11 protein-coding genes are annotated in these 20,292 nt (G+C 59.5%); all 11 read left to right on the forward strand.

Features of this window, described 5'->3' with window-relative positions; genetic code table 11:
* Positions 1-13 precede the first annotated feature (13 nt).
* From AAE514_RS08990 to AAE514_RS09040, 11 genes are read left to right on the forward strand one after another with little or no spacing between them, the layout of a single operon-like run.
* On the forward strand, positions 14-2,107 hold the full coding sequence (locus AAE514_RS08990; protein WP_347331198.1) for an AMP-binding protein: 2,094 nt from the start codon (positions 14-16) through the stop codon (positions 2,105-2,107).
* Positions 2,104-6,336, forward strand: a complete 4,233-nt coding sequence (locus AAE514_RS08995) for a non-ribosomal peptide synthetase (protein ID WP_347331199.1) — start codon at positions 2,104-2,106, stop codon at positions 6,334-6,336. Before AAE514_RS08990 ends, AAE514_RS08995 begins: the two co-directional genes overlap by 4 nt.
* Complete coding sequence (locus AAE514_RS09000; protein WP_347331200.1) at positions 6,333-9,431, forward strand: type I polyketide synthase; 3,099 nt, start codon at positions 6,333-6,335, stop codon at positions 9,429-9,431. The genes AAE514_RS08995 and AAE514_RS09000 overlap by 4 nt, the downstream gene beginning before the upstream one ends.
* A gap of 29 nt (positions 9,432-9,460) precedes the next feature.
* Positions 9,461-12,811 (forward strand): non-ribosomal peptide synthetase, encoded by a 3,351-nt coding sequence (locus tag AAE514_RS09005; protein ID WP_347331201.1) that lies wholly within the window; start codon positions 9,461-9,463, stop codon positions 12,809-12,811.
* 14 nt (positions 12,812-12,825) lie between these two features.
* Positions 12,826-14,322: a condensation domain-containing protein gene (locus AAE514_RS09010; protein ID WP_347331202.1), complete on the forward strand. Its 1,497-nt coding sequence runs from the start codon at positions 12,826-12,828 to the stop codon at positions 14,320-14,322.
* On the forward strand, positions 14,319-15,503 hold the full coding sequence (locus tag AAE514_RS09015) for an SDR family oxidoreductase (RefSeq protein WP_347331203.1): 1,185 nt from the start codon (positions 14,319-14,321) through the stop codon (positions 15,501-15,503). The genes AAE514_RS09010 and AAE514_RS09015 overlap by 4 nt, the downstream gene beginning before the upstream one ends.
* Positions 15,490-16,662 (forward strand): acyl-CoA dehydrogenase family protein, encoded by a 1,173-nt coding sequence (locus AAE514_RS09020; RefSeq protein WP_347331204.1) that lies wholly within the window; start codon positions 15,490-15,492, stop codon positions 16,660-16,662. The genes AAE514_RS09015 and AAE514_RS09020 overlap by 14 nt, the downstream gene beginning before the upstream one ends.
* On the forward strand, positions 16,659-17,255 hold the full coding sequence (locus AAE514_RS09025; protein ID WP_347331205.1) for a class I SAM-dependent methyltransferase: 597 nt from the start codon (positions 16,659-16,661) through the stop codon (positions 17,253-17,255). Before AAE514_RS09020 ends, AAE514_RS09025 begins: the two co-directional genes overlap by 4 nt.
* A 5-nt stretch (positions 17,256-17,260) precedes the next feature.
* Positions 17,261-18,019, forward strand: coding sequence for a thioesterase II family protein (locus tag AAE514_RS09030; RefSeq protein WP_347331206.1), 759 nt, complete (start codon positions 17,261-17,263; stop codon positions 18,017-18,019).
* Positions 18,020-18,035: 16 nt separating this feature from the next.
* Positions 18,036-18,836: an outer membrane lipoprotein-sorting protein gene (locus tag AAE514_RS09035; protein WP_347331207.1), complete on the forward strand. Its 801-nt coding sequence runs from the start codon at positions 18,036-18,038 to the stop codon at positions 18,834-18,836.
* Positions 18,837-18,847: 11 nt separating this feature from the next.
* Entirely contained in the window at positions 18,848-20,026 is a 1,179-nt protein-coding gene (locus AAE514_RS09040; protein WP_347331208.1) for a hypothetical protein, read from the forward strand.
* Positions 20,027-20,292: the final 266 nt, after the last annotated feature.

The following is a 20,292-nucleotide window of genomic DNA, read 5'->3' on the forward strand; positions in this document are numbered from 1 at the left end:
GGAATTGTTAGCCATGCACACTATCCATACAAATCGTTTGCACAATACGCTCTTCGGCCAGCCCATCACCCAAGAAGTTTCATCTTTTTGTCAGGTGATGGATCACTGGGCACACACGAAGCCCGACCACCTCTCTATCCAGTTCCTCCGTCGCGGGCGGGAACAGGAGGCACTGACTTTCGAACAGCTGCAACAGCGCTCGCTGGGTATTGCCGCCCACCTACACCAGACTCTCTCGCCCGGCAGCCGGGCCATTCTGATGTTCGAGCAGGAGCCGGACTACCTGTGCGCTTTTCTCGGCTGTCTTTATGCCGGAGTGGTGGCGGTGACCGCTTTCCCGCCCCATGACAGCCGGCGAAATGAGCGCCTCAGGACCATTGTGAGCGACTGCGAAGCCGAAGCCGTACTGGCCAACCAAAAGACCTTTAACAAGCTGGCGGCGGACGATGTGGTCCGGGAGCGCCGACTGACGTTGATTGACATAGAGGACGTGCCAAAACAAAGCAACACTTGGCAGGCGCCGAATATTGAACTCGATACCCTTGCCTTTCTGCAGTATACCTCCGGCTCCACCGGGAACCCCAAGGGCGTCATGGTCAACCACCGCAGCTTGTTGAGCAATTTGGAGCTAATGCGCCAGAACATGGGGCATCATGCCGACAGCGTATTTGTATCGTGGCTGCCGCTCTATCACGACATGGGATTGATATTGGTGGCTCTTTCCTCCATGTTCAACGGCAACCCACTTTATCTGATGGCACCGGAGGATTTTGTCCGCCGTCCTTCGGTCTGGCTGGAAACCTTAAGCCGCTACCGGGCCACCGTGACCGGCGCACCAGATTTCGCTTTTCGCTTGTGTTGCGACAAAATTCCCAAGCCGGAAGACCATTGGGACCTATCCTCCATGGAGGTTCTCCTCAGCGGCTCCGAGCCCATCCGCTTTTCCACCGTGGATCGCTTTTTCCGACAGTTTCAGTGTACGGGGCTACCGCGCCGGGCCATGCGGTCCGGTTACGGCTTGGCTGAATCCACCGTCTATGTGTCCGGCGGCCCCATGCTCGAACGTAGTGTGAAGCGCTTCGACCGGCAGGGATTGGAGGCGGGTGAAGCCCGTCCAGGCTCGGCCGAGGGCCAGCCGCTGGTCACCTGCGGCTCCCTCGCCGATCCATTTTCTCCGGACGTTCAGATAGTACACCCGGAAACCGGCACTGCCTTACCTGAAGGGCAAGTAGGCGAAGTCTGGATTGCCAGCGACTCCAATGGCTCGGGATATTGGGGCCGCCCCAAGGCCAGCGCGGAAACGTTCAACGCTCCGCTGCCAGGACGGGACAAGCCTTATATGCGTACAGGAGACCTGGGGTTCATCCTGGAGCGAGAGCTCTACGTGTGTGGCCGAATCAAGGATCTAATTATTATTCGGGGCCGAAACCTCTACCCCGCCGACGTATGCTCGGCGGCGGAGCAGGCGCATCCGGCGCTGCGCTCGCGGCCTATTTCCGCGTTCAGTTGCGAAGCGGAGGATGAGGAACGATTGGTCATAGTGGCCGCCCTCAATACGGATGCCGATCAGGCAGCCGAACTGTGGGAACGGGTGCGGGAAAGTGTGCTGGCACACTGCGGCGCTCCGGTCTCGGGCCTGTTTATCGTCAACAACCAGAACCTGTACCGCACCACCAGCGGAAAAATCCAGCACACCCGAATTAAAGCCGATTGTGAGCATGGCCGTCTTCCGACGAAGTTCGCCTTCATGGAGCCGGCCTTACGGTCCCATTTCAACCGAAGTGAAGAGTCCGCCCCTCTTGATGAAGGGCAAGCTCCGATACGACCAGTGGATATCCACGGCAACATTCGCGCCTGCCTGAAAACACTGGTGTCCACGGACAACCTGGCCGGTGACCGAAACCTGTTTCAGCTTGGCCTGGATTCGTTAAAAATCGAGCAGCTGCTTGCCGCCATCGAAAATAGCACCGGCATTTGTCTACGGTTGTCCGAGTTCGATGAGGTGCCCACGGTGGACCAACTGACCCGGGAAGTGGAAATCCGCTTTCACAGGCAACTCGGTATTGACCCCCAGAGTACCGATCAAATGGTGGAGCTGACTCTATGACAATCGTGGAAACCAATCCGATCCAGGAAGCCATGACCCTGTTGGAAACCATGCGCAAAGCTGGCGTCTCCATCCGAGTGGACGGAGACAATCTCAAAGTCATCGCCCGACGGAATCATTTGGCCGACCGAGAGGTTCAGGCGCTTCGCCGCTACAAGCCAACCATTATCGACCTGCTGAATCGAGGCCCTTCCGAGGCTTTGATTGCGCCTGACCCGGAACATCGCTTCGAGCCTTTTCCGCTTACCGATATTCAACGGGCGTACTGGGTCGGGCATCAAAACGCCTTCGAGCTCGGCGACGTCGCCATTCATTATTACTCGGAAGTTCAGTGTTCGCCCCTGGATACGGTGGCGTTTGAACGGGCGGTAAATGCGGTAATTCAGCGACACGACATGCTGCGAGCCGTAGTGGACGAGGAAGGCAACCAACGCATTTTGGAGCAGGTTCCCCCCTACCGTGTCACGGTCGAGGATTGGCGCGAGCTCACTGCCGCCGACCGGACCAGTCGGCTGGAAGCGCTGCGCGATCGGTGGTCGCACTCCCGGCGAGACAGCAGCCGCTGGCCGGGGCTGGACTTTGTGATTGCCCGTCTGAATGACTACGAAGACCGCCTTCTGGCCAGCATCGACCTACTTCACGTCGATGGCGGTAGCCTGCTGATTCTGTTCGATGACCTCTACCGCTATTACCGGAACCCGGACCATACTCCCGCACCACTGACACTGTCATATCGGGACTACACCCTGGCGGAGCTGCGTCTTCAGGAGACGCCCGAGTACCGTCAGGACTTGGAGTACTGGCGGGAACAGGTTGGTCATTTGCCACCGGCACCGGATTTGCCCAGGGCTCGAAAAGTGGCGAGCGCTACCCGTTTTCAGCGCCGCGTATTTACGCTCAACAGCACCCAGTCCCAAAGGCTATACCAGCGAGCCGCCGAACTATCGATTACCCCCACCGTTCTAGTAATGACGGCCTTCGCCGAAACGCTTCGTCCCTGGTGCGGCTCGGAGGACTTCACCCTTAACGTCACCCTCTTTAACCGACTGCCGGTGCATGAACAGGTGAACCAAATCATCGGTGATTTCACCTCCATGATCCTGGTTCCGGTGCGCCACCGGGAGAACGACACGCTCATGCACAGAGCGCGGCAGCTCCAGCAGGCACTTTGGCGTGGCATCGAGCATCGGCGGGTCAGCGGCGTCAAGGTGCTGGCCGAATACAATCGCCAATCCGACTCGGGCTCAGGCACTATGCCCATTGTCTTCACCAGTCTGCTCGACCTTGCCGGGCAGGGGCTGCCGTGCCAGCGTCTGGCCCCCTTTGGCGAGGAACTGTTCACGCTCACTCAAACGCCTCAGGTCTCTCTGGATCACCAAGTCATGCCCGATGGGGCGGGTGGGCTGCATTTCAGCTGGGATTATGCCGAGGATCACTTCGCCCCGGGGGTGATCGACGACCTGTTCGATACCTTTCAAACGCGGGTGGCACAACTGACGGAGTCGGAGGCGCTGTGGCAGCGAAGCTTGATACATACCCTCCCCGACTGGCAAGAACGGCTAATTCGGGAAAGCAACGAAACGACGCTTCCATTTGACGAGTCCCTAACACTTCGCGCGCTATTCGAGCGCAGTGCCCAGCGGTGGCCGGAAGAGGTGGCGGTCGTCGCGGGGAAGAGCCGGTTTCGCTATCGGGACCTGGATCAGCAGCGCCGGATTATCGCAGAAGAACTGAGAACCCGCGGTATCAAAAGTGGCGGGATTGTCGCGCTCATGATGACCAAGGGGTGGGAGCAAATCGTAGCCTGCTTGGCCTGCCACTCGGCCGGGTGCGCCTACCTTCCTATTGATCCGGAGCAACCGGATGAGCGAATCCGCTATCAATTAGAAAATAGCGGCGCTGCCGCCATGTTAACTCAACCGGGCTTGCACCAACGCGCCCAGGGGTTGATTGCCGGACCCTGTCTGGCCATCAGCAACGAATTGTTAAAGGGCGCTCCGCTTGACCTGTTGCCCGACTTGGACGGCAGCGATCTGTCGCATCTCATTTACACCTCCGGCTCCACCGGCAAGCCCAAGGGCGTCATGATCGAACACCGGCAGGTGGTCAACCGGATATTGGATATAAACACCCGGTTCGATATTGGCCCTCGAGACCGAGTTCTGGCCCTGACGGCATTGCATCACGATTTGTCGGTATACGACATTTTCGGAACCCTCGCCGCTGGTGGGACAATCGTCATTCCCGAGGCCGACCGGCGGCTGGATCCCGAGCACTGGTCGACACTGATTCAGCAGCACCAAATTACGCTGTGGAACTCCGTTCCCGCTTTTCTGGACATGTGGCTAGATTATGCCGAGCAAGCCACACCAGCGTTCACCGAGCTGGCGTTACGTTTCTTTATCCTCGCCGGCGACTGGATTCCCGTCAATCAGCCCGGACGGGTGCGCAAACTGCTGCCGGAAGCTCGGTTCATTGCGTCGGGCGGCCCCACGGAAACCACTATTTGGGACATTTATCACCCCGTCACCCCGCTTTCGCCGAAAACAGACAGCATCCCCTATGGCAAACCACTGGCCAACAGCCAGTACCATATCCTGGACCGACTCGGTCGGCCCTGCCCGGTGTGGGTGCGTGGAGAGATGTACATCAGCGGTGCCGGTGTCACTCGCGGCTACATCAATAATCCGAAGATGACCCGGGAACGGTACGTCACCCTGGCGGACGGCACCCGAGCCTTCCGTAGTGGCGATCTTGGGCGCTATCTGCCCGACGGACAGATCGAATTCCTGGGCCGGAATGATTTCCAAGTCAAAATTCAGGGCATGCGCATCGAGCTGCCTGAAATCGAAGCCGTCGCCGAACAACTGCCCGCCGTCAGTCGCGCCTTGGCCCTAGTGGCCAAAACACCCCAGGGACCGTCACTTAAGCTTTGGTTACAAGCCGCATTGGCCGAGGAGGATTCGCCTGATCAGGCAAAGCTTGAAGCCGAGCACCGGGACTTCGCAGAATCCGGCGCTGCCGTTACCGACGCGGCCGAACGCTTGCAAGCCAAACTCACCTACCCGGCACTGCGTGCGCCGCAAGAGCGGCAATTAATGCCCTTGCCCGACGACTGGCACTCGGCGCTCAAGCCGTACCGAAGTCACCGTCACTTTGCCCGGTCGCCAATCCCACAGCGTCAGTTTGAACAGTGGTTGGCTCTATTTCGCGCCCGCTGGGCCGAGGATGAAGTCAAGAGCCTGTACGGCTCTGCGGGAGGGCTGTTTCCAGTGCAACTGTACCTGCACTTGAAACGCGACCGGGTGGAAGGAATGGCTCCCGGCCTCTATCGTTATTACCCTTTGGAGCACGCCCTGGAGAAGCTGGATGACTCCCAACCGGCTGCGGCCGAACACTATGCCCATAACCAACGGTTGGCCGACGCTGCCGCCCTGTCCCTTTATTTTGTGCTTCACCGCCCCACTATCGAGCCTCTTTACGGCAACCTGAGTGAGTCCATGGCCTACCGGGAAGTGGGGATGATCGAGCAGTTACTACGGCTGGAATCGCCAAAGCTGGAGGTCGGGACCTGCCCCATCGGTGCCTTGAAACAGCAGGCCGATATCCGCCGGCACTGGGACCCGGAGCAAACGTTGCTCGCCTCGGACTTGGTGGGACTGTTGCCTGAAAAGACCGCCGAGGAGGATAACGCACCGTCGAACGCCGAGCCCACCTCCGAATCCGAGCTGGTGACTTCCGTCAGGCAGCGTCTCGAAGCCACGTTACCGGCGTATATGGTGCCCGCGGAAATCGGGGTGCTGGCCCGCTTTCCCCTAACGGCGAACGGTAAGGTGGACCGGCGCGCGCTGCTCGAACAAAGTGCGCACACCCAGACCCATCAGCCAACCTACCGCCCACCCGACAATGAGCTGGAGCGGATACTAGCGGAAATTCTACAAACCCTGCTCGACGTCGAACAGGTCAGCACACGGGCCCGATTCTTCGACCTGGGCGCCAATTCGGCCCTGTTGGTGCGGGCCTATCACGAATTCAAAAAACGCACGGGCCTCGAATTCAAACTGATTACTCTTTTTCAGCACCCAACCGTGGCCAGTGTTGTCGCCCAACTGCAGTCCGGTGACACCACGGGAACGGAGAACTCTCCCGAGGCCGCGGCGCCGAATCGCGCCCAGGCCGAAAGACGCAAGCGAATCCTGAAAACCGCAAGGAAAGGTGACCCACAATGAATACCGATCACGCCATTGCCATTATCGGTCTGTCCGCCCGCGTGCCCGGCGCCAATAACCTGCCCGAATTCTGGGAGCTGGTGCGCGACGGCCAGCAGACCTTTCGCCCCCTCACGACCGAGGAGCTGGAAGCGGAGGGTATAGCCCCTCACTTTTACCAACAGTCCGATTACATCAAAGCCACCAGTCGGCTCGAAGACATTGAACACTTTGACGCGGGCTTTTTTGATATCCCCGCCCGGGAAGCGTTGGTGCTGGATCCACAGCACCGGCTGTTCCTCGAAGGCTGTTGGGAGGCATTGGAACGGGCCGGCTATGCCCGCTCCAATGCCGAGCGTTCCGTGGGAGTATTCGCCGGCGCCAGCATGAACGCCTACTGGATGCGCAACTTGTCGGCCCGTCCCGAATACGCCACGTCCGCCGAAGGTTTTCAAGGCCTGCTCGGCAACGAAAAGGACTACCTCGCTTCCCGGGTTGCCTACAAGTTAAACCTGCACGGCCCGGCGGTCACGGTCCAGACCGCCTGTTCCACCTCCCTCGCCGCCATCCATATGGCCTGCCAGAATCTGCTGCTGGGGGAGTGCGACATGGCCCTGGCCGGCGGCGTGTCGGTCAAGGTGCCGCAGAACGCTGGTTACTTGTATCAGGAAGGCCTGCCTTTTTCCCCCGATGGCCGCTGCCGTACCTTTGATGCCGAGAGCCAAGGCACGGTCTTTGGCAGCGGCATGGGCGTGGTGCTCCTAAAGCCGCTGGACCAGGCCCTGGCCGACCACGATCCGATCGAGGCGGTGATTCTCGGTTCGGCGTATAACAACGACGGCAACCGGAAAGTGGGTTTTACCGCGCCCAGTGAAGCGGGCCAAATGCGAGCCCTTAAACGGGCGCTGACGTTCAGCGAAGTGGCGCCGGAATCAATCGGCTACGTGGAAACCCACGGCACCGGCACACCGCTGGGCGACCCGATTGAAATCGAAGCCATTCAGAACGCCTACGGCCGCTCGGGTGAGTGCCCTTGCGCCTTGGGGTCAGTTAAGGCGAACATCGGCCATCTGGAAACCGCCGCCGGGGTAGTCTCGATGATTAAAACGGTTCTGTCGCTACAGCACCGACAGATTCCTCCCATGGCCGGTTTCCAGCGTCTTAACCCCCACATTGATTTCGAAGACAGCCGCTTCTACGTCAACGATGACCTGCGAGACTGGCCGAAGGGCGAGGCTCCCCGACGCGCCGGCGTCAGCTCCTTTGGCATGGGCGGCACCAATGTTCATATGCTGCTTGAAGAAGCACCGGTGGTGTCCGCCGAGCCATCCAATCCTCTATCCAGTGCTCTATCCGGCGCTCCATCCAACAGGGGCGTAACCCATGGGCTGTTGCCGCTCTCGGCGAAAACCGGGAAGTCCCTTGAGGCCATGACCTCGCAGTTGGCCGACTGGCTGGAACAGAATCCGGAAACACCCCTGGGAGAAGTGGCCGCGACGCTGCAGGAATACCGTGAACCTTTCCCCCTGCGGCGAGTGGTGCTCGCGGATACGATTGAACAAGCCATAACGCGGCTGCGCCAACCTGAGCAGCAATTAACCCTGAAGGCCGACAGCGCCCGAGAGGCCGTCTTTCTCTTTCCCGGCGCAGGCACTCAGTACGCCAACATGGGGCGCGACCTGTACCGCGAAGAACCGGTGTTTCGCGAAGCCTTGGACCGTTGCGCCGAACGGTTCAAGCCCATTATTGATGAAGATATTCGAGACTATCTGGATGTCAGTGACGACCAACTGGACGAGGCCATGGAGGCTTTGCAGCAAGCCCAGCGTATGTTCCCGGCCATTTTCAGCGTGCAGTACGCCCTGGCACACCTGCTCATCGAGTGGGGAATTAAACCCGTGGGCCTGCTCGGTCACAGCCACGGCGAGTACGTCACCGCCTGCCTCAGTGGCGTCATGACTCTGGAGACGGCCACGACGCTGGTGGGCAAGCGGGCACTCCTGATTGCCGAGACGCTCCCCGGCACCATGCTCGCGGTCCCGCTGCCCAAAACCGAGGTGGAAGCGACGGCTCGGGAGTACGCTCTGTCCATAGCCGCCGAAAACGGAGCGTCCAACACGGTTCTATCCGGCACTCCAGAGGCTATCGCCCAGGCCAAGACCGAACTGGAAAGCCGACTCGGTCAGCCTCTGCGCTCCTTGCATGTGCAGTCCGCTCTGCATTCCCACCTGATGGAACCCATTCGCGAACGCTTTCTGGCGGAAGTGGCGCGGCACGAATTGTCGCCCCCGGACCGGCCCTGGATTTCCTCCATCACCGGCGAGCGCCTACCGCCCGAGCGGGTCACCGAGCCGGAGTACTGGGCGGAGCACCTGTGTCGAACGGTGAAGTTTCAAAAGGCTTGCGACACGCTGCTGCAGACGTTTCCGGAAGCGGTTTTTCTCGATATGGGCCCCAACCGGGTAGTGGGTGAATTGTTGCGGGACAACCATCGCGAACAGGGCGCACGGGTTATCGCGTTCGGACGCGGCGTGCGCCAGAAGCTGACCGATACCGATTGCCTGCGCGAGGGACTGGCCAAGCTCTGGCTCCAGGGCCTGACACCGGACTGGTCCCGAATACGCAATGGGGCGAAGTTGCGCCCACTACCCCTGCCCACTTACGCCTTTGACCGGCGACGCTATTGGGTAGACCCGCCTCGGGGTCACCAGGGCGCACCCAATTTGGAGCAGGCCCTCACCGCATTGCGGTCGGCACCGGAGCAGAACGAACCAGCGGACGAAAACACCGGAGGCCGCCCTTCCCTGATGGTGCCCTACCAGGCCCCAAGCACCGATACCGAACAACAACTGGTGGCCATTTGGAACGACTTTTTTGGTATCGATCGAATTGGCGTTCTGGACGAGTTTATCGAGCTGGGCGGCACCTCCCTGCTGGCCACGGAAGTCAACACCGCGATAAAAGCGGCCACCGGTGTGGAGCTACGCCTGTCGCGTTTCCTGGAGCTGGGACACATTCAGGCGCTGGCACGGTATGTGGAGGAACAAAGGCAACAGCGGGAAGAACAGCTTCAACGGGAAGCACTGGCCGAACTCGAGGCCCTTGAAAAGCTTTGATTATTACCAAAAATGAGGACGGATTCACCATGAGCGACATCCAAGCACAAATCGAACAACTCAGCCCAGAGAAGCGAAAGGCTTTCGAGGCCCTGATGACACGCAAACGGACGGAGCAAACCGGCGTGCGGGAAACGCCGACCCTGCCCGTCATCGAACCGGACCCCGAACACCGGTTCGAGCCCTTCCCGCTAACGGACATTCAGCAGGCTCAATGGTTTGGCCGAAGTGGTCTGTTCAGTATCACTGTGGCGGGCCACGGCTATGTAGAATTTGACTGCAAGGGCAAGGACTTGGAACGCCTGGAAAAGGCGTTCCAAGTCCTTATCGAGCGGCACGATCAAATGCGCATGGTTGTGCTCCCAAACCTCAAGCAACAGGTCTTGAAGGAAGTTCCCCCCTATCGCTTTATTCGCCATGATCTGCGCGGCGAACCCGAGGAAACGGTGCAGCGAACGCTGGCATGGGTCCGGGATGGCATGTCCCACGAAATCCTCCCCACGGACCAGTGGCCCATCTTCAAAGTTTCCGCCACCCAGTGGGATGAAGATAACCTGAGAATTCATTTCAGCTTCGACCTTTTGGTGGGGGATGCCTGGTGCTTCCGTGTACTTATTGATGAATGGGCCCGTTTATACGACGACCCCGAAGGCGGACGACAGGCGCCCACTGAATTGACCTACCGGGATTATGTCCTCGGGCTCCAGCAGATTGAGCAATCCTACTGGTTAGAGCGGGACCTGGCCTACTGGCGTGAACAGCTGGAGGATCTGCCACCGGGACCGGAGCTGCCCATGATGGCCTCCCCCGAAGACATTCGAGAGGTCCGCGCCGAGCACTATTCCATTCGACTGGATCGGGAAGCATGGGGTCGATTGCGACAGCTCCTCAAGCAGCAAAAGCTGACGCCTTCGGGCTTTTTCGCCTGCGCCTTCTCCGAGATACTGACTCTCTGGAACTCTCGGCCATGCCATACGTTGAATATGACCGTCTTCAACCGACTCCCCCTCCATCCGGAGGTGAACGACATTATGGTGGGAGAGTTCAATTCTTTTCAGCTGTTAAAAATCGACAACAGTGGTGAACAGAGTTTTGCCGCGCGGGCCTCCGCGCTCCAGAGCCTGATGTGGGAGCACTTGGAACACCGCTATATCAGTGGCGTTCGTCTGATGCGGGAATTGGCGCGCATGACCGGCGCGGCGGCCGGGGAAGCGCTGATGCCGGTGGTATTCACCAGCACGCTGTCCCACCAGGAAGACGACCTGCCCACCCGCTCCCCCGGCACCTGGGTTTACGAAGTTTCCCAGACGCCTCAAGTGTGGATGGAGCACCACCTTTGGGAAGAGGACAACGCCCTGGCATTGCACATCGACGTGGTGGAGGGGATGTTTCCCCCCGGATTGATCCAAACGCTGGTCGATACCTATGAACAGCTCATCCTCCGGTTGCTCAATGAACCGCAAGCGTGGGAGAGAACCAATGCCAGCTACCTGCTGCCGGATAGCGTGCAGTCACAATGGGACCACTACAACAACACCGAGGCCCCCGTACCGGAAGGGTTGCTTCACGAGCCCATCTTTGCCCGTGTAAAACGCCACCCGGAAAAAACGGCGATTGTCTCCGCCCGCGGCAATCTCAGCTATTCAGAACTGGAACAACTCAGCAACAAACTGGGCAACTGGCTACAACGGCGCGGGGTCGGGCCCAACGAGCTGGTGGCCGTGGTGGCCCACAAGGGCTGGGAACAGGTCGCCGGCGCCCTGGGCGTGCTCAAGTCCGGCGGCGCCTACCTGCCCGTGGACAAGGACCAGCCCGCCGAACGCCTGGCGGACATTCTCGCCACTGGCGGGGTGCGTTATGTCATTACCAGCGAGGACCTGCTCGATACCCTGAGCTGGCCGGAGTCGGTCGAACGGGTCACCTTTGAGAGCCCAAGCCTGAAGGCGGCGGCTCCCACACCGCCGACCAAGCGCCAGGCACCGGAAGACACCGCCTACGTCATTTTCACCTCCGGCTCCACCGGCAAACCCAAAGGCGTCACCATTGACCACCGGGGCGCGCTGAATACCGTGGTGGACATCAACCGCCGGTTTGAAGTCAACGAGCGGGATGTGTTCCTCGCCATCTCATCATTGAGCTTTGATCTCTCGGTGTACGACCTGTTCGGCGGACTGGCGGCGGGCGCCACTCTGGTGTTTCCGGACAGTCAGCAACCGGACCCGAAGCATTGGTTGGCTCTGTGCCAACAACACGGCGTCACCGTCTGGAACTCGGTGCCGGCGCTGCTGGAGATGCTGGTGGATTACGCCGAGGAGCGGGCAGAGGAAATCCCCGAAAGCCTGCGCCTGGCCATGGTCAGTGGCGACTGGGTGCCGCTGTCGCTGAAGCCCCGATTGGAGCTGGTGAACCCCGAGATGCACGTTATCAGCCTCGGCGGCGCCACCGAAGCCTCCATCTGGTCCATCTACCACCCCATTGAGGACATTCCGCCGCAGTGGAGAAGCATTCCCTACGGCAAGCCGCTGGCCAACCAAACCATGCACGTGCTCGACCACCGTCTGTCCCCCTGCCCCTGCTGGGTTCAGGGTGAAGTTTACATCGGTGGCCTGGGCGTGGCCCAGGGTTACTGGGGAGATGATGCCAAGACTGCCGCCGCCTTTATTACCCACCCGGAAACCGGCGAGCGCCTCTACCGAACGGGGGATATGGGGCGCTTGCTGCCCGAGGGCTATATCGAGTTCCTGGGTCGGCGCGACACCCAGGTCAAAATCCGTGGCTTCCGGGTGGAACTGGGAGAAATTGAAAGTCGGCTCGGTCAGCTGGACAACGTCAAACGCTGCGCCGTCATCGCCGCGGGCGAGAGCAACCGAGACCGACAACTGATCGCTTTTGTCGTGCCCGAAGAGTCGGTTCCGGAAACGTCGCACACGGTGTTCACCGATGCCCTCCGACAGGCGTTGGCCCAGACCCTGCCCGATTACATGGTGCCGGAACGGCTTCTGCTGCTGGAGCAGTTGCCGCTGTCGGCCAACGGCAAGGTGGATCGAAAAAAACTGCCAGCGGTAGGTTCCACCACTAGCGCCCAGGCCTTCGTGGCGCCCACCAGCGATACCGAAAAACGCCTGGCCGCTATCTGGTGCGAGTTGCTCAATGTCGAGCGTGTGGGCATTCACGATGACTTCTTCCAATTGGGGGGCAACTCCCTGATCGCGAGCAATCTACTGTACCGGATCAACGATGTCTTCGAGGTCGAGCTGCCTCTGGCGGACTTGTTTGACGCCACCATCATCGCCGCGCTGGCAACACTGGTGGAAGAACAGGTGATTGAGCAGGTCGCTTCGGTGACCGACGAAGACATTGAATTGATGGAAGACTTGTAAACGGAGCGTTTTTCATGACCGATAGCGGACTTGCGGAAAAGCGGGTGGGCCTGACGCCCGCCCAAAAGGCACTACTGGAAAAGCGTTTGAAGGGCAAACCGACCACGGCGGAACGCCCCACCCGGCCCCAGGAGCTGATTGTGGATATCAATCAACAACTCAGCCCCTACCCTTTGCGGGCTTTCCAGCGCCGGGGACTGCAGGCGGCCCAGAGCAGCGGGCAGCTTCCCTGGTTTTTCCTGGAAAGCGAAACCGCCGAGCTGGACGGCGACCGTTTCGCCGACTGTATGGCGACATTGATTGAACGCCACGGCGCGTTGCGCACAACACTGATCAGTGCGGAACGCTCATCGAGCACACAGGAACCCCTCGCTCGCGCCGGTTCGGCGTTCTGGCGACCGGTCTGTTGGGACCTCAGGGAGCACTCCAAGGCCGAGACCGAGCACGCCCTAGCCGAAATTCGTGCCACCTTTCGTCAACCCCAACAGGGTCTGGAACAACCCGCTCTGAGCATGGAGCTGGTCCGGCTGGGGGAGCAACGCTGGCGCCTGTTTTTTGGGGTCAACCTCCTACTTCTGGACCTGCTCAGTATTGAATTTCTGGCGCTGCAATGCCGCCAGCTTTATGAGGGGCGGCGAGCGCTCCATGACATGGCCTCCTACTCGTTTCGCGACTATGTCATGACCGAGTTGGCCTTTCAGAACGACAGTCCAGCGTTTTCCAAAGCGAGAGACTACTGGGCGCAGCGGCTGCCCCGTTTGCCCGCGCCGCTAAACGCCGGGGACTTCCCCGGCGGCGAAACCGCCAGTGGTTTGCTACCGGGCGATTACCATTACCAGTTGGAGCGGCTTCCCGCCTCCCGGTGGAAAGCGCTGAAACAATGGGCGGCCAATCAAAAACTGACCGGCTCCATGGTGGTGTATGCACTCTATCGCTTGAGCCTGGCGGCGTTTAGTCAGCGTCGGGACTTTTCCTTGGAAGTCAGGCTGTTCAATCGCATCGGGTTCGACCAACGGGTCAACGATGTGCCCGGCCAGTACAGCGTGGGGCTGCTCAACTGGATCGACGCCGACTCGACGAGCGATCTGCTCGAATACTGCCGCCGCACGGAAGCCCAAACCTGGCGCGATTTGGATCACGGTTACTTTGATGTGGCCAGCCACCGCCAACTGGAAGGCCCGGTGGACCCACCCACGGTCGTGTTCACCAGCACCATCTCCCGCTACGAAGAATTTGTCGAAGAGGGCGCGGTCCCGCCCATGAAATGGTTCGGCACTTCGGTCGAGACGCTTGCTTGTACGCCCCAGCAAACGCTGGAGCTACTCATTGTGGAAAATGCCGGTGAGTTGGAGCTGCACTGGTTCTGCAACCATACCGTGATACCGCCTCGGATCAGCACCGGCATTATCGAACAGGTGCAGTCCTCGTTGCTGAGGTTCGCGAGCGACCCGGCGCAAATTTCGCTCACCAAGCTGGATGAACTGGAAATGGAACCGGAGGACGTTAGATGAGCGCCGCTTCTTTAACGGATAGAACCGAACGTATTTTTCTAACGGGCGCCACGGGTTATCTTGGCATTCATCTGCTGGCCGCCTTGCTGAACCAAAGCAATGCCCAGGTCAGGTGCCTGGTGCGTGCCTCGAACAAAGCGCAGGCTCTAAGTCGTTTGTATGAGGGCCTCGCGGCCCAGGGCCTGAACCCGCAGGGGATAGAACAGCGCCTCGAAGTTTCGGTGGGCGACCTAGCCGCCCCGGCGTTAGGGCTGACGCCGGGGGAATACGCCCGGCTGGGTGAAGAAGTCGACCTGATCATTCACAACGGCGCCCAAGTCAATTACGTACTGAACTACGCCCAATTGCGGCCCGCCAATGTGGACAGTACCCAGGCCCTACTGCGGGTGGCACAGCGCAAAGGCATTCCCCTTGCATACATTTCCACCCTCAGGCTGTTTGACAGCCGCACCGACGGCGTTCCCATTCGCGAAACCGACGCCGTCGACGAGCAGGCCACCCGCTATTCGGGTTATTCCCGGAGCAAATGGATGTCGGAAAAGCTCATTCACAATGCCGCTCGCCGGGGCCAACCCTGCTGTATCCTTCGTCCCGGGTTGATCTGCGCGGGCCGGGAATACCCCAACGCCAATCCGCACGACGCTGTTTCGCGTCTGATCAAGGGATGTCTGGAACTGGGAGCCACGCCGGACTCGGCGCTGCAGGTTAACCTGACGCCGGTGGACTATGTGGTCAACGGCATAGTCGCACTGCTGCGTCAACCGCAACCCTCAGGGGTCACCTACCACCTGGTCAACGACACCGCGACGGGTTTTAATCGCATCGCGGAGCTGCTCCAGGACCGAGGTTACGACCTGACCGCCCTACCCTACCTGACCTGGCGCCAGAAACTGGAACAGTGTGCCGCCCGAGGCAACAACGCACTGCTGCCATTGATGGCTTACTTCACTGATGACCTTCCCGAACAAAGTCAGAGGCGAGTCTTTGACAGCCGACGCACCCAGCAATGTTTGGCCAGAATGGGCGTGAGCGCGGAGCCCCTGGACGCTACGCTGCTGCGACACACCATCGACAGCTTGATTCGCCAGGAATCTATTCCCGAGCCTTCGCTTTCGTCATCAGACGAGCCCCCTCTTCAATCACCTGGAAAGGATACCGAGTTGCACTATGGAAATCCCTAAGTTGAAAGACGCCAGAGCTACTATCCGGGCCTTTTGTGAAACCCGGTTGGCGGACGGCATTCCTTACCGTGAACAGCATCAGCAACTGGAGCCGGGGCTGCTGGAGGCTCTATTCGAGGCGGGCCTCATGGGGCTGGAAGTCGCCTCGCCCCATTATTCCAGGCCCGAAAGCGCACTGTTCCCGGAGCCCCTGCCTTTCCAACACTTGATGTTGCTGATTGAGGAGAGCTCCCGCGTCGACCCCAGTGTGAGTGTGGTTCTGCACGTTCACAACGTATTGTTCAACCGACTGCTCGAGCGGTTCGGTAACGAAGAACAAAAATCCCTCTGGCTGCCCCTGCTGGCCCAGAAGATAGTGGGGGCGTTTGCGGTTACCGAACCGGATGCCGGCAGCGACTTATCGGCCCTGACCCTGACCGCCACCCGATCCGGCGATGGATTTGTGCTCAACGGCCGCAAGCGCTGGATTACCAGCGCGCGGGAAGCGGGCCTGTTTGCGGTGTTTGCCAAAATACCGCAGAACAGCGGCGCGGATACCCTCGGCTGTTTTCTAGTACAACGGGAGACCGCCGGCCTGTCGATCGCCGACAACACACCCAAACTCAGCATGCGGGGCAGTTCGACGTGTGAGTTGAGCTTCGAAGAGGTGTTTCTCCCGGCTTCCGCCTTGCTGGGCAACGAGCGCAGTGGCGCCGACATCGCTCAGTACGCCCTGTGCATGGGCCGGGCCGGCATCGCTGCCCAGATGCTGGGCATAGCTCAGGGCGCGTTGACGCTAGCCGTTCGCTACGCCGAAGAGCGCCCCGCGTTCGGCGAGCGAATCGCTCAGTTCCAGGGCGTCAGTTTTCCGTTGGCCCAAGCGTCCACCGAGATCAGCCTGCTTCGGGTTTATGTGTATCAACTGGCGAAAAAGGTGGATGCCGGGCAGTCCATCCTGAAGCTCATGGACGAAGCCAACAAGGCCAAGTTGTTTGCCTCCCAAGTGGCTGAGCGAACCGCCTCTCAGGCCGTGGAAACCCTGGGGGGCAATGGCGTGGCCGAAGCCTACGATGTCGAACGTTTTTATCGCAATGCCAAGGTGGGCAAAATTTACGAAGGGACCGTCAACATTCTGCTTCGAAGCATTGCCGCCGGTCTGACTCGGGAGCACTTGTCATGAAAGAAACTATTGAAACCAGCCCCATTGTGAACAAACCGAACCATCCCATATGCCCCGTAGAGAGCGCGGGGGCACTGGATACCTGGTACCGCCGACGCTTGCAGAACCCCGGCAAAATACTGAAGCCGTACCTCAAGCCCGGCATGCGGGCGCTGGATCTCGGTTGCGGGCCCGGCTATTTCTCCTTTCCCATGGCAGAGTTGGTCGGTCCCGAGGGGAAAGTGGTCGCCGCCGATATCCAGCAAGGCATGTTGGACTTGGTGCAAGCCGGCACCCCTTCCGCTTCCCAGGCCCCCATTGAAACCCATCTCTGTTCCGAGACCGGCCTGAATCTTAAGGGCGAATTCAATTTCATTCTGGCCTTTTACATGCTGCACGAGACGCCCGATCTGGATGCGACCCTGAAAGAAATCATGGCCCTCACCGCCCCGGGGGGCACCGTACTGGTAGCCGAGCCCGCTTTCCTGGGTTTGACGTTTCGTCATTTCAAGAGTACCCGAGCCCGGTTTGAGCGTTCAGGCTTCGATGTCAGGCCGTTGCGAGGCCTGTGGTTCGCCAAGGCCTTCCTGGCTCATAGAACGGAGGAGAGGTAGACGCGATGAGTCACGCCAACAACCCCTGGCTGGTGTACCAGGACCCACCGGACCGTTACCCCGTCACGCTTTTCTGCTTTCCCTATGCCGGAGGCAACGGTCACCTATTTGCGCAATGGCAACAACACCTGCCCTCATGCCACTTAATCGGCATTGAGCTGCCGGGCCGAGGGCGTCGGTTTGCCGAGCCCTGCCTGCATCGGCTGGATCAAGTTGTCGAGCACTGTTTCGAAGCTATTAAACGCCACCTGGTAAAACCCTTCGCCTTTTACGGCCACAGCAATGGTGCCCTGCTCGCCTATGAGTTGGCCCACACCATCCATCGCCGACTGGGGCTGGTACCGGAGCCGATCATGATCGCGGCCAAGCGGGCGCCTCAACTCGGGCCCGAGCGCGCGCTGCACCAGCTACCGGACGCGGAATTCATAGAGGTGCTAAGAACCTACCAGGGTACCCCTCAGGCGCTGCTGGATAAGCAGGAGCTGATGGAGTTGTACCTGCCCATCCTTCGCGCGGACTTCGCTCTAAGCGAAACCTATCGCTACGCTCCCCGCCCGCCGTTACCGACCGACGCGCTGTTAATCGCGGGAGAGGATGATGCCATTGCTCCACCCGAAAGCGTCTTCGCTTGGCAGTCACTGTTCAGCGGACACGTCCACCGGGAGCGAGTGACCGGAAACCATTTTTTCTTGAACCAACATACAGAACAGCTGAGCCACCTAATCCGCCACCACATCCAAACAACCGAATACGCCTATCTGTGACCTATGGAGTTCCGCTATGAAAATGACATTCCCCAACCGGCTTCGCAACCGAGCCTGGCACCTGCTGTGGTTTGCGTTCATTGCCCTGCCACTCATCGCCGAACCGCTGGATGGTAAACAACTGATGGAGGAGCGAAAAGCCAGCAACGCGGGCTGGGGCTCGAGCGAAGTCGACATCAAGATGACCCTGGTGTCCCAATCCGGCGAAAGCACTGAACGCCGGCTGGTGACCCGAGCCCTGGAAGTGGTGGGGGAAGGGGACAAAAGCCTGACGATATTTCGGGAGCCCCGGGATGTCAGCGGCGTGGCTCTACTGAACCACTCCCACATATCCGGCGCGGACGACCAGTGGCTATACTTACCCAGCGTTCGCCGGGTAAAGCGTATATCTTCCAGCAACAAGTCCGGCGCGTTTATGGGCAGTGAATTCTCCTTTGAGGATATGGCCTCTTTCGAGGTGGAAAAATACGACTACACGGGAGCGGAACAACGCACCGAAGCGGGCGAGGACTATTTCGTTGTACGCTCCGTGCCGGCCTATGAGAACTCAGGCTACCAGCGTCTGGAAACCTGGCTTGATCCGGAGCACATGCAACCGGTGAAGGTGGTGTTCTACCGCCATGGCGAAACCCCTTATAAAACCCTTTCCATCAGCGACTTTCGTACTTACGACAACGACATCGTTCGAGGGCATCGGTACGACATGGAAAACCACCAGACAGGAAAGTCCACCAATCTTGTATTTTCTGACTTTGATTTCGACGTAAACTTGACCGACGCCGACTTCAGGACAAACGTACTGCGACGGATTCGTTAAGAGAATTACCCATGAAGAGAATACTGCATGGAATCGCGCTTCTAAGCGTGACTGCCCACGCCGATGTGCAATTCAGCGGCAACGTGACCGGCGAGTACCGTTACTTCCCCGAACGCGCGCTGTACGAAGGCCAGCTCAGCGACCAGTTCGCCCTCACCCTTGAGCCGGAATGGTACTGGCGCTTGGAGCAAGGCGGCGGAATCACCTTTCGTCCCTTTTATCACCTTGACAGTGGGGACGAGAAGCGAACCCACGGCGATATTCGGGAGTTGATGTGGCTGCACTATGGCCGGGATTGGGAACTGAAAGTGGGCATTGGCGAAGTGTTCTGGGGCGTGACCGAAAGCCAGCATTTGGTCGACGTCATCAACCAGACCGACGCCGTTCAGGCTCAGGATTTCGAGGAAAAACTGGGCCAACCCATGGTGCAATACTCCCGCCTGGGCAACTGGGGTACGTTCAGCGCTTTTGTACTGCCCTACTTTCGGGAGCGAACCTTCCCTGGAGTCGAGGGGCGACTTCGCCCCCCGCTTCCGGTCGATGCCGACCAGGCGCGCTATCAGTCAGACCGCGAGGAACAGCACGTAGACTACGCGCTGCGCTGGTCGGGCCATATCGGGTTTTGGGACATGGGGCTTTACTACTTCGATGGAACCGACCGGGACCCGACCTTGCTGCCGGCCGGCCCTCCGACCTCGCCCACCTCGCTCATTCCCTATTACACCCAAATGCGCCAAACCGGCCTGGACCTACAGGCCACCTGGGGAGGGGTGCTGTACAAGCTGGAAGCACTGTACCGCGATGGTGAGGAAGACCATCGGGCGATGACCGGCGGCGTCGAATACACTTCCGTCGGCGTCCTTGGCAAGGCCTGGGATCTTGGCCTGCTCCTTGAGTATCAGTACGACAGCCGGGGCCGAATACCGATGGTCGTGGGCCAAAATGATGCATTCGTGGGCGTACGCTGGGTGCGCAACGATCCAGCCGGCACCGAAATCCTACTTGGCACCACCCGGGATTTAGACGAAGGCGGGGAGTATGCGGGCCGACTGGAGGCATCCTCTCGACTGAACAATCACTTCAAGTGGCGAGTGGAAAGTTACTGGTTCGTGTCCGATTATGCGGGCAGCCCTCTGAATAGCATAAGAAATGATGACTTCATCCAGCTCAGTCTGGAATACCACTTCTGACTGTCCCCCCTCGCAAGCCACCAGCCTTAACCATCAATAGAGTGCCCAGAGAAGTAGGCTGGCACTCTGTTTGCTTATTTTTGAGATAACAACCGGGTTTTCCACGGCGTATATTCGCGCCAAACGCTTACGACGGTTGCCTCGTATGCTCGCGGCGGCACCGATTCCTTCAGGGCCACATTCTTTCCTGGCAAACTCACTGACATGGGGCTACTGTTGGAATTGACAAAACAACCACCGGCGTTCACACCTAAAAGCGACCACTG

It is taken from the genome of Marinimicrobium locisalis (assembly GCF_039822625.1).
Classification (GTDB): Bacteria; Pseudomonadota; Gammaproteobacteria; order Pseudomonadales; family Cellvibrionaceae; genus Marinimicrobium; species Marinimicrobium locisalis.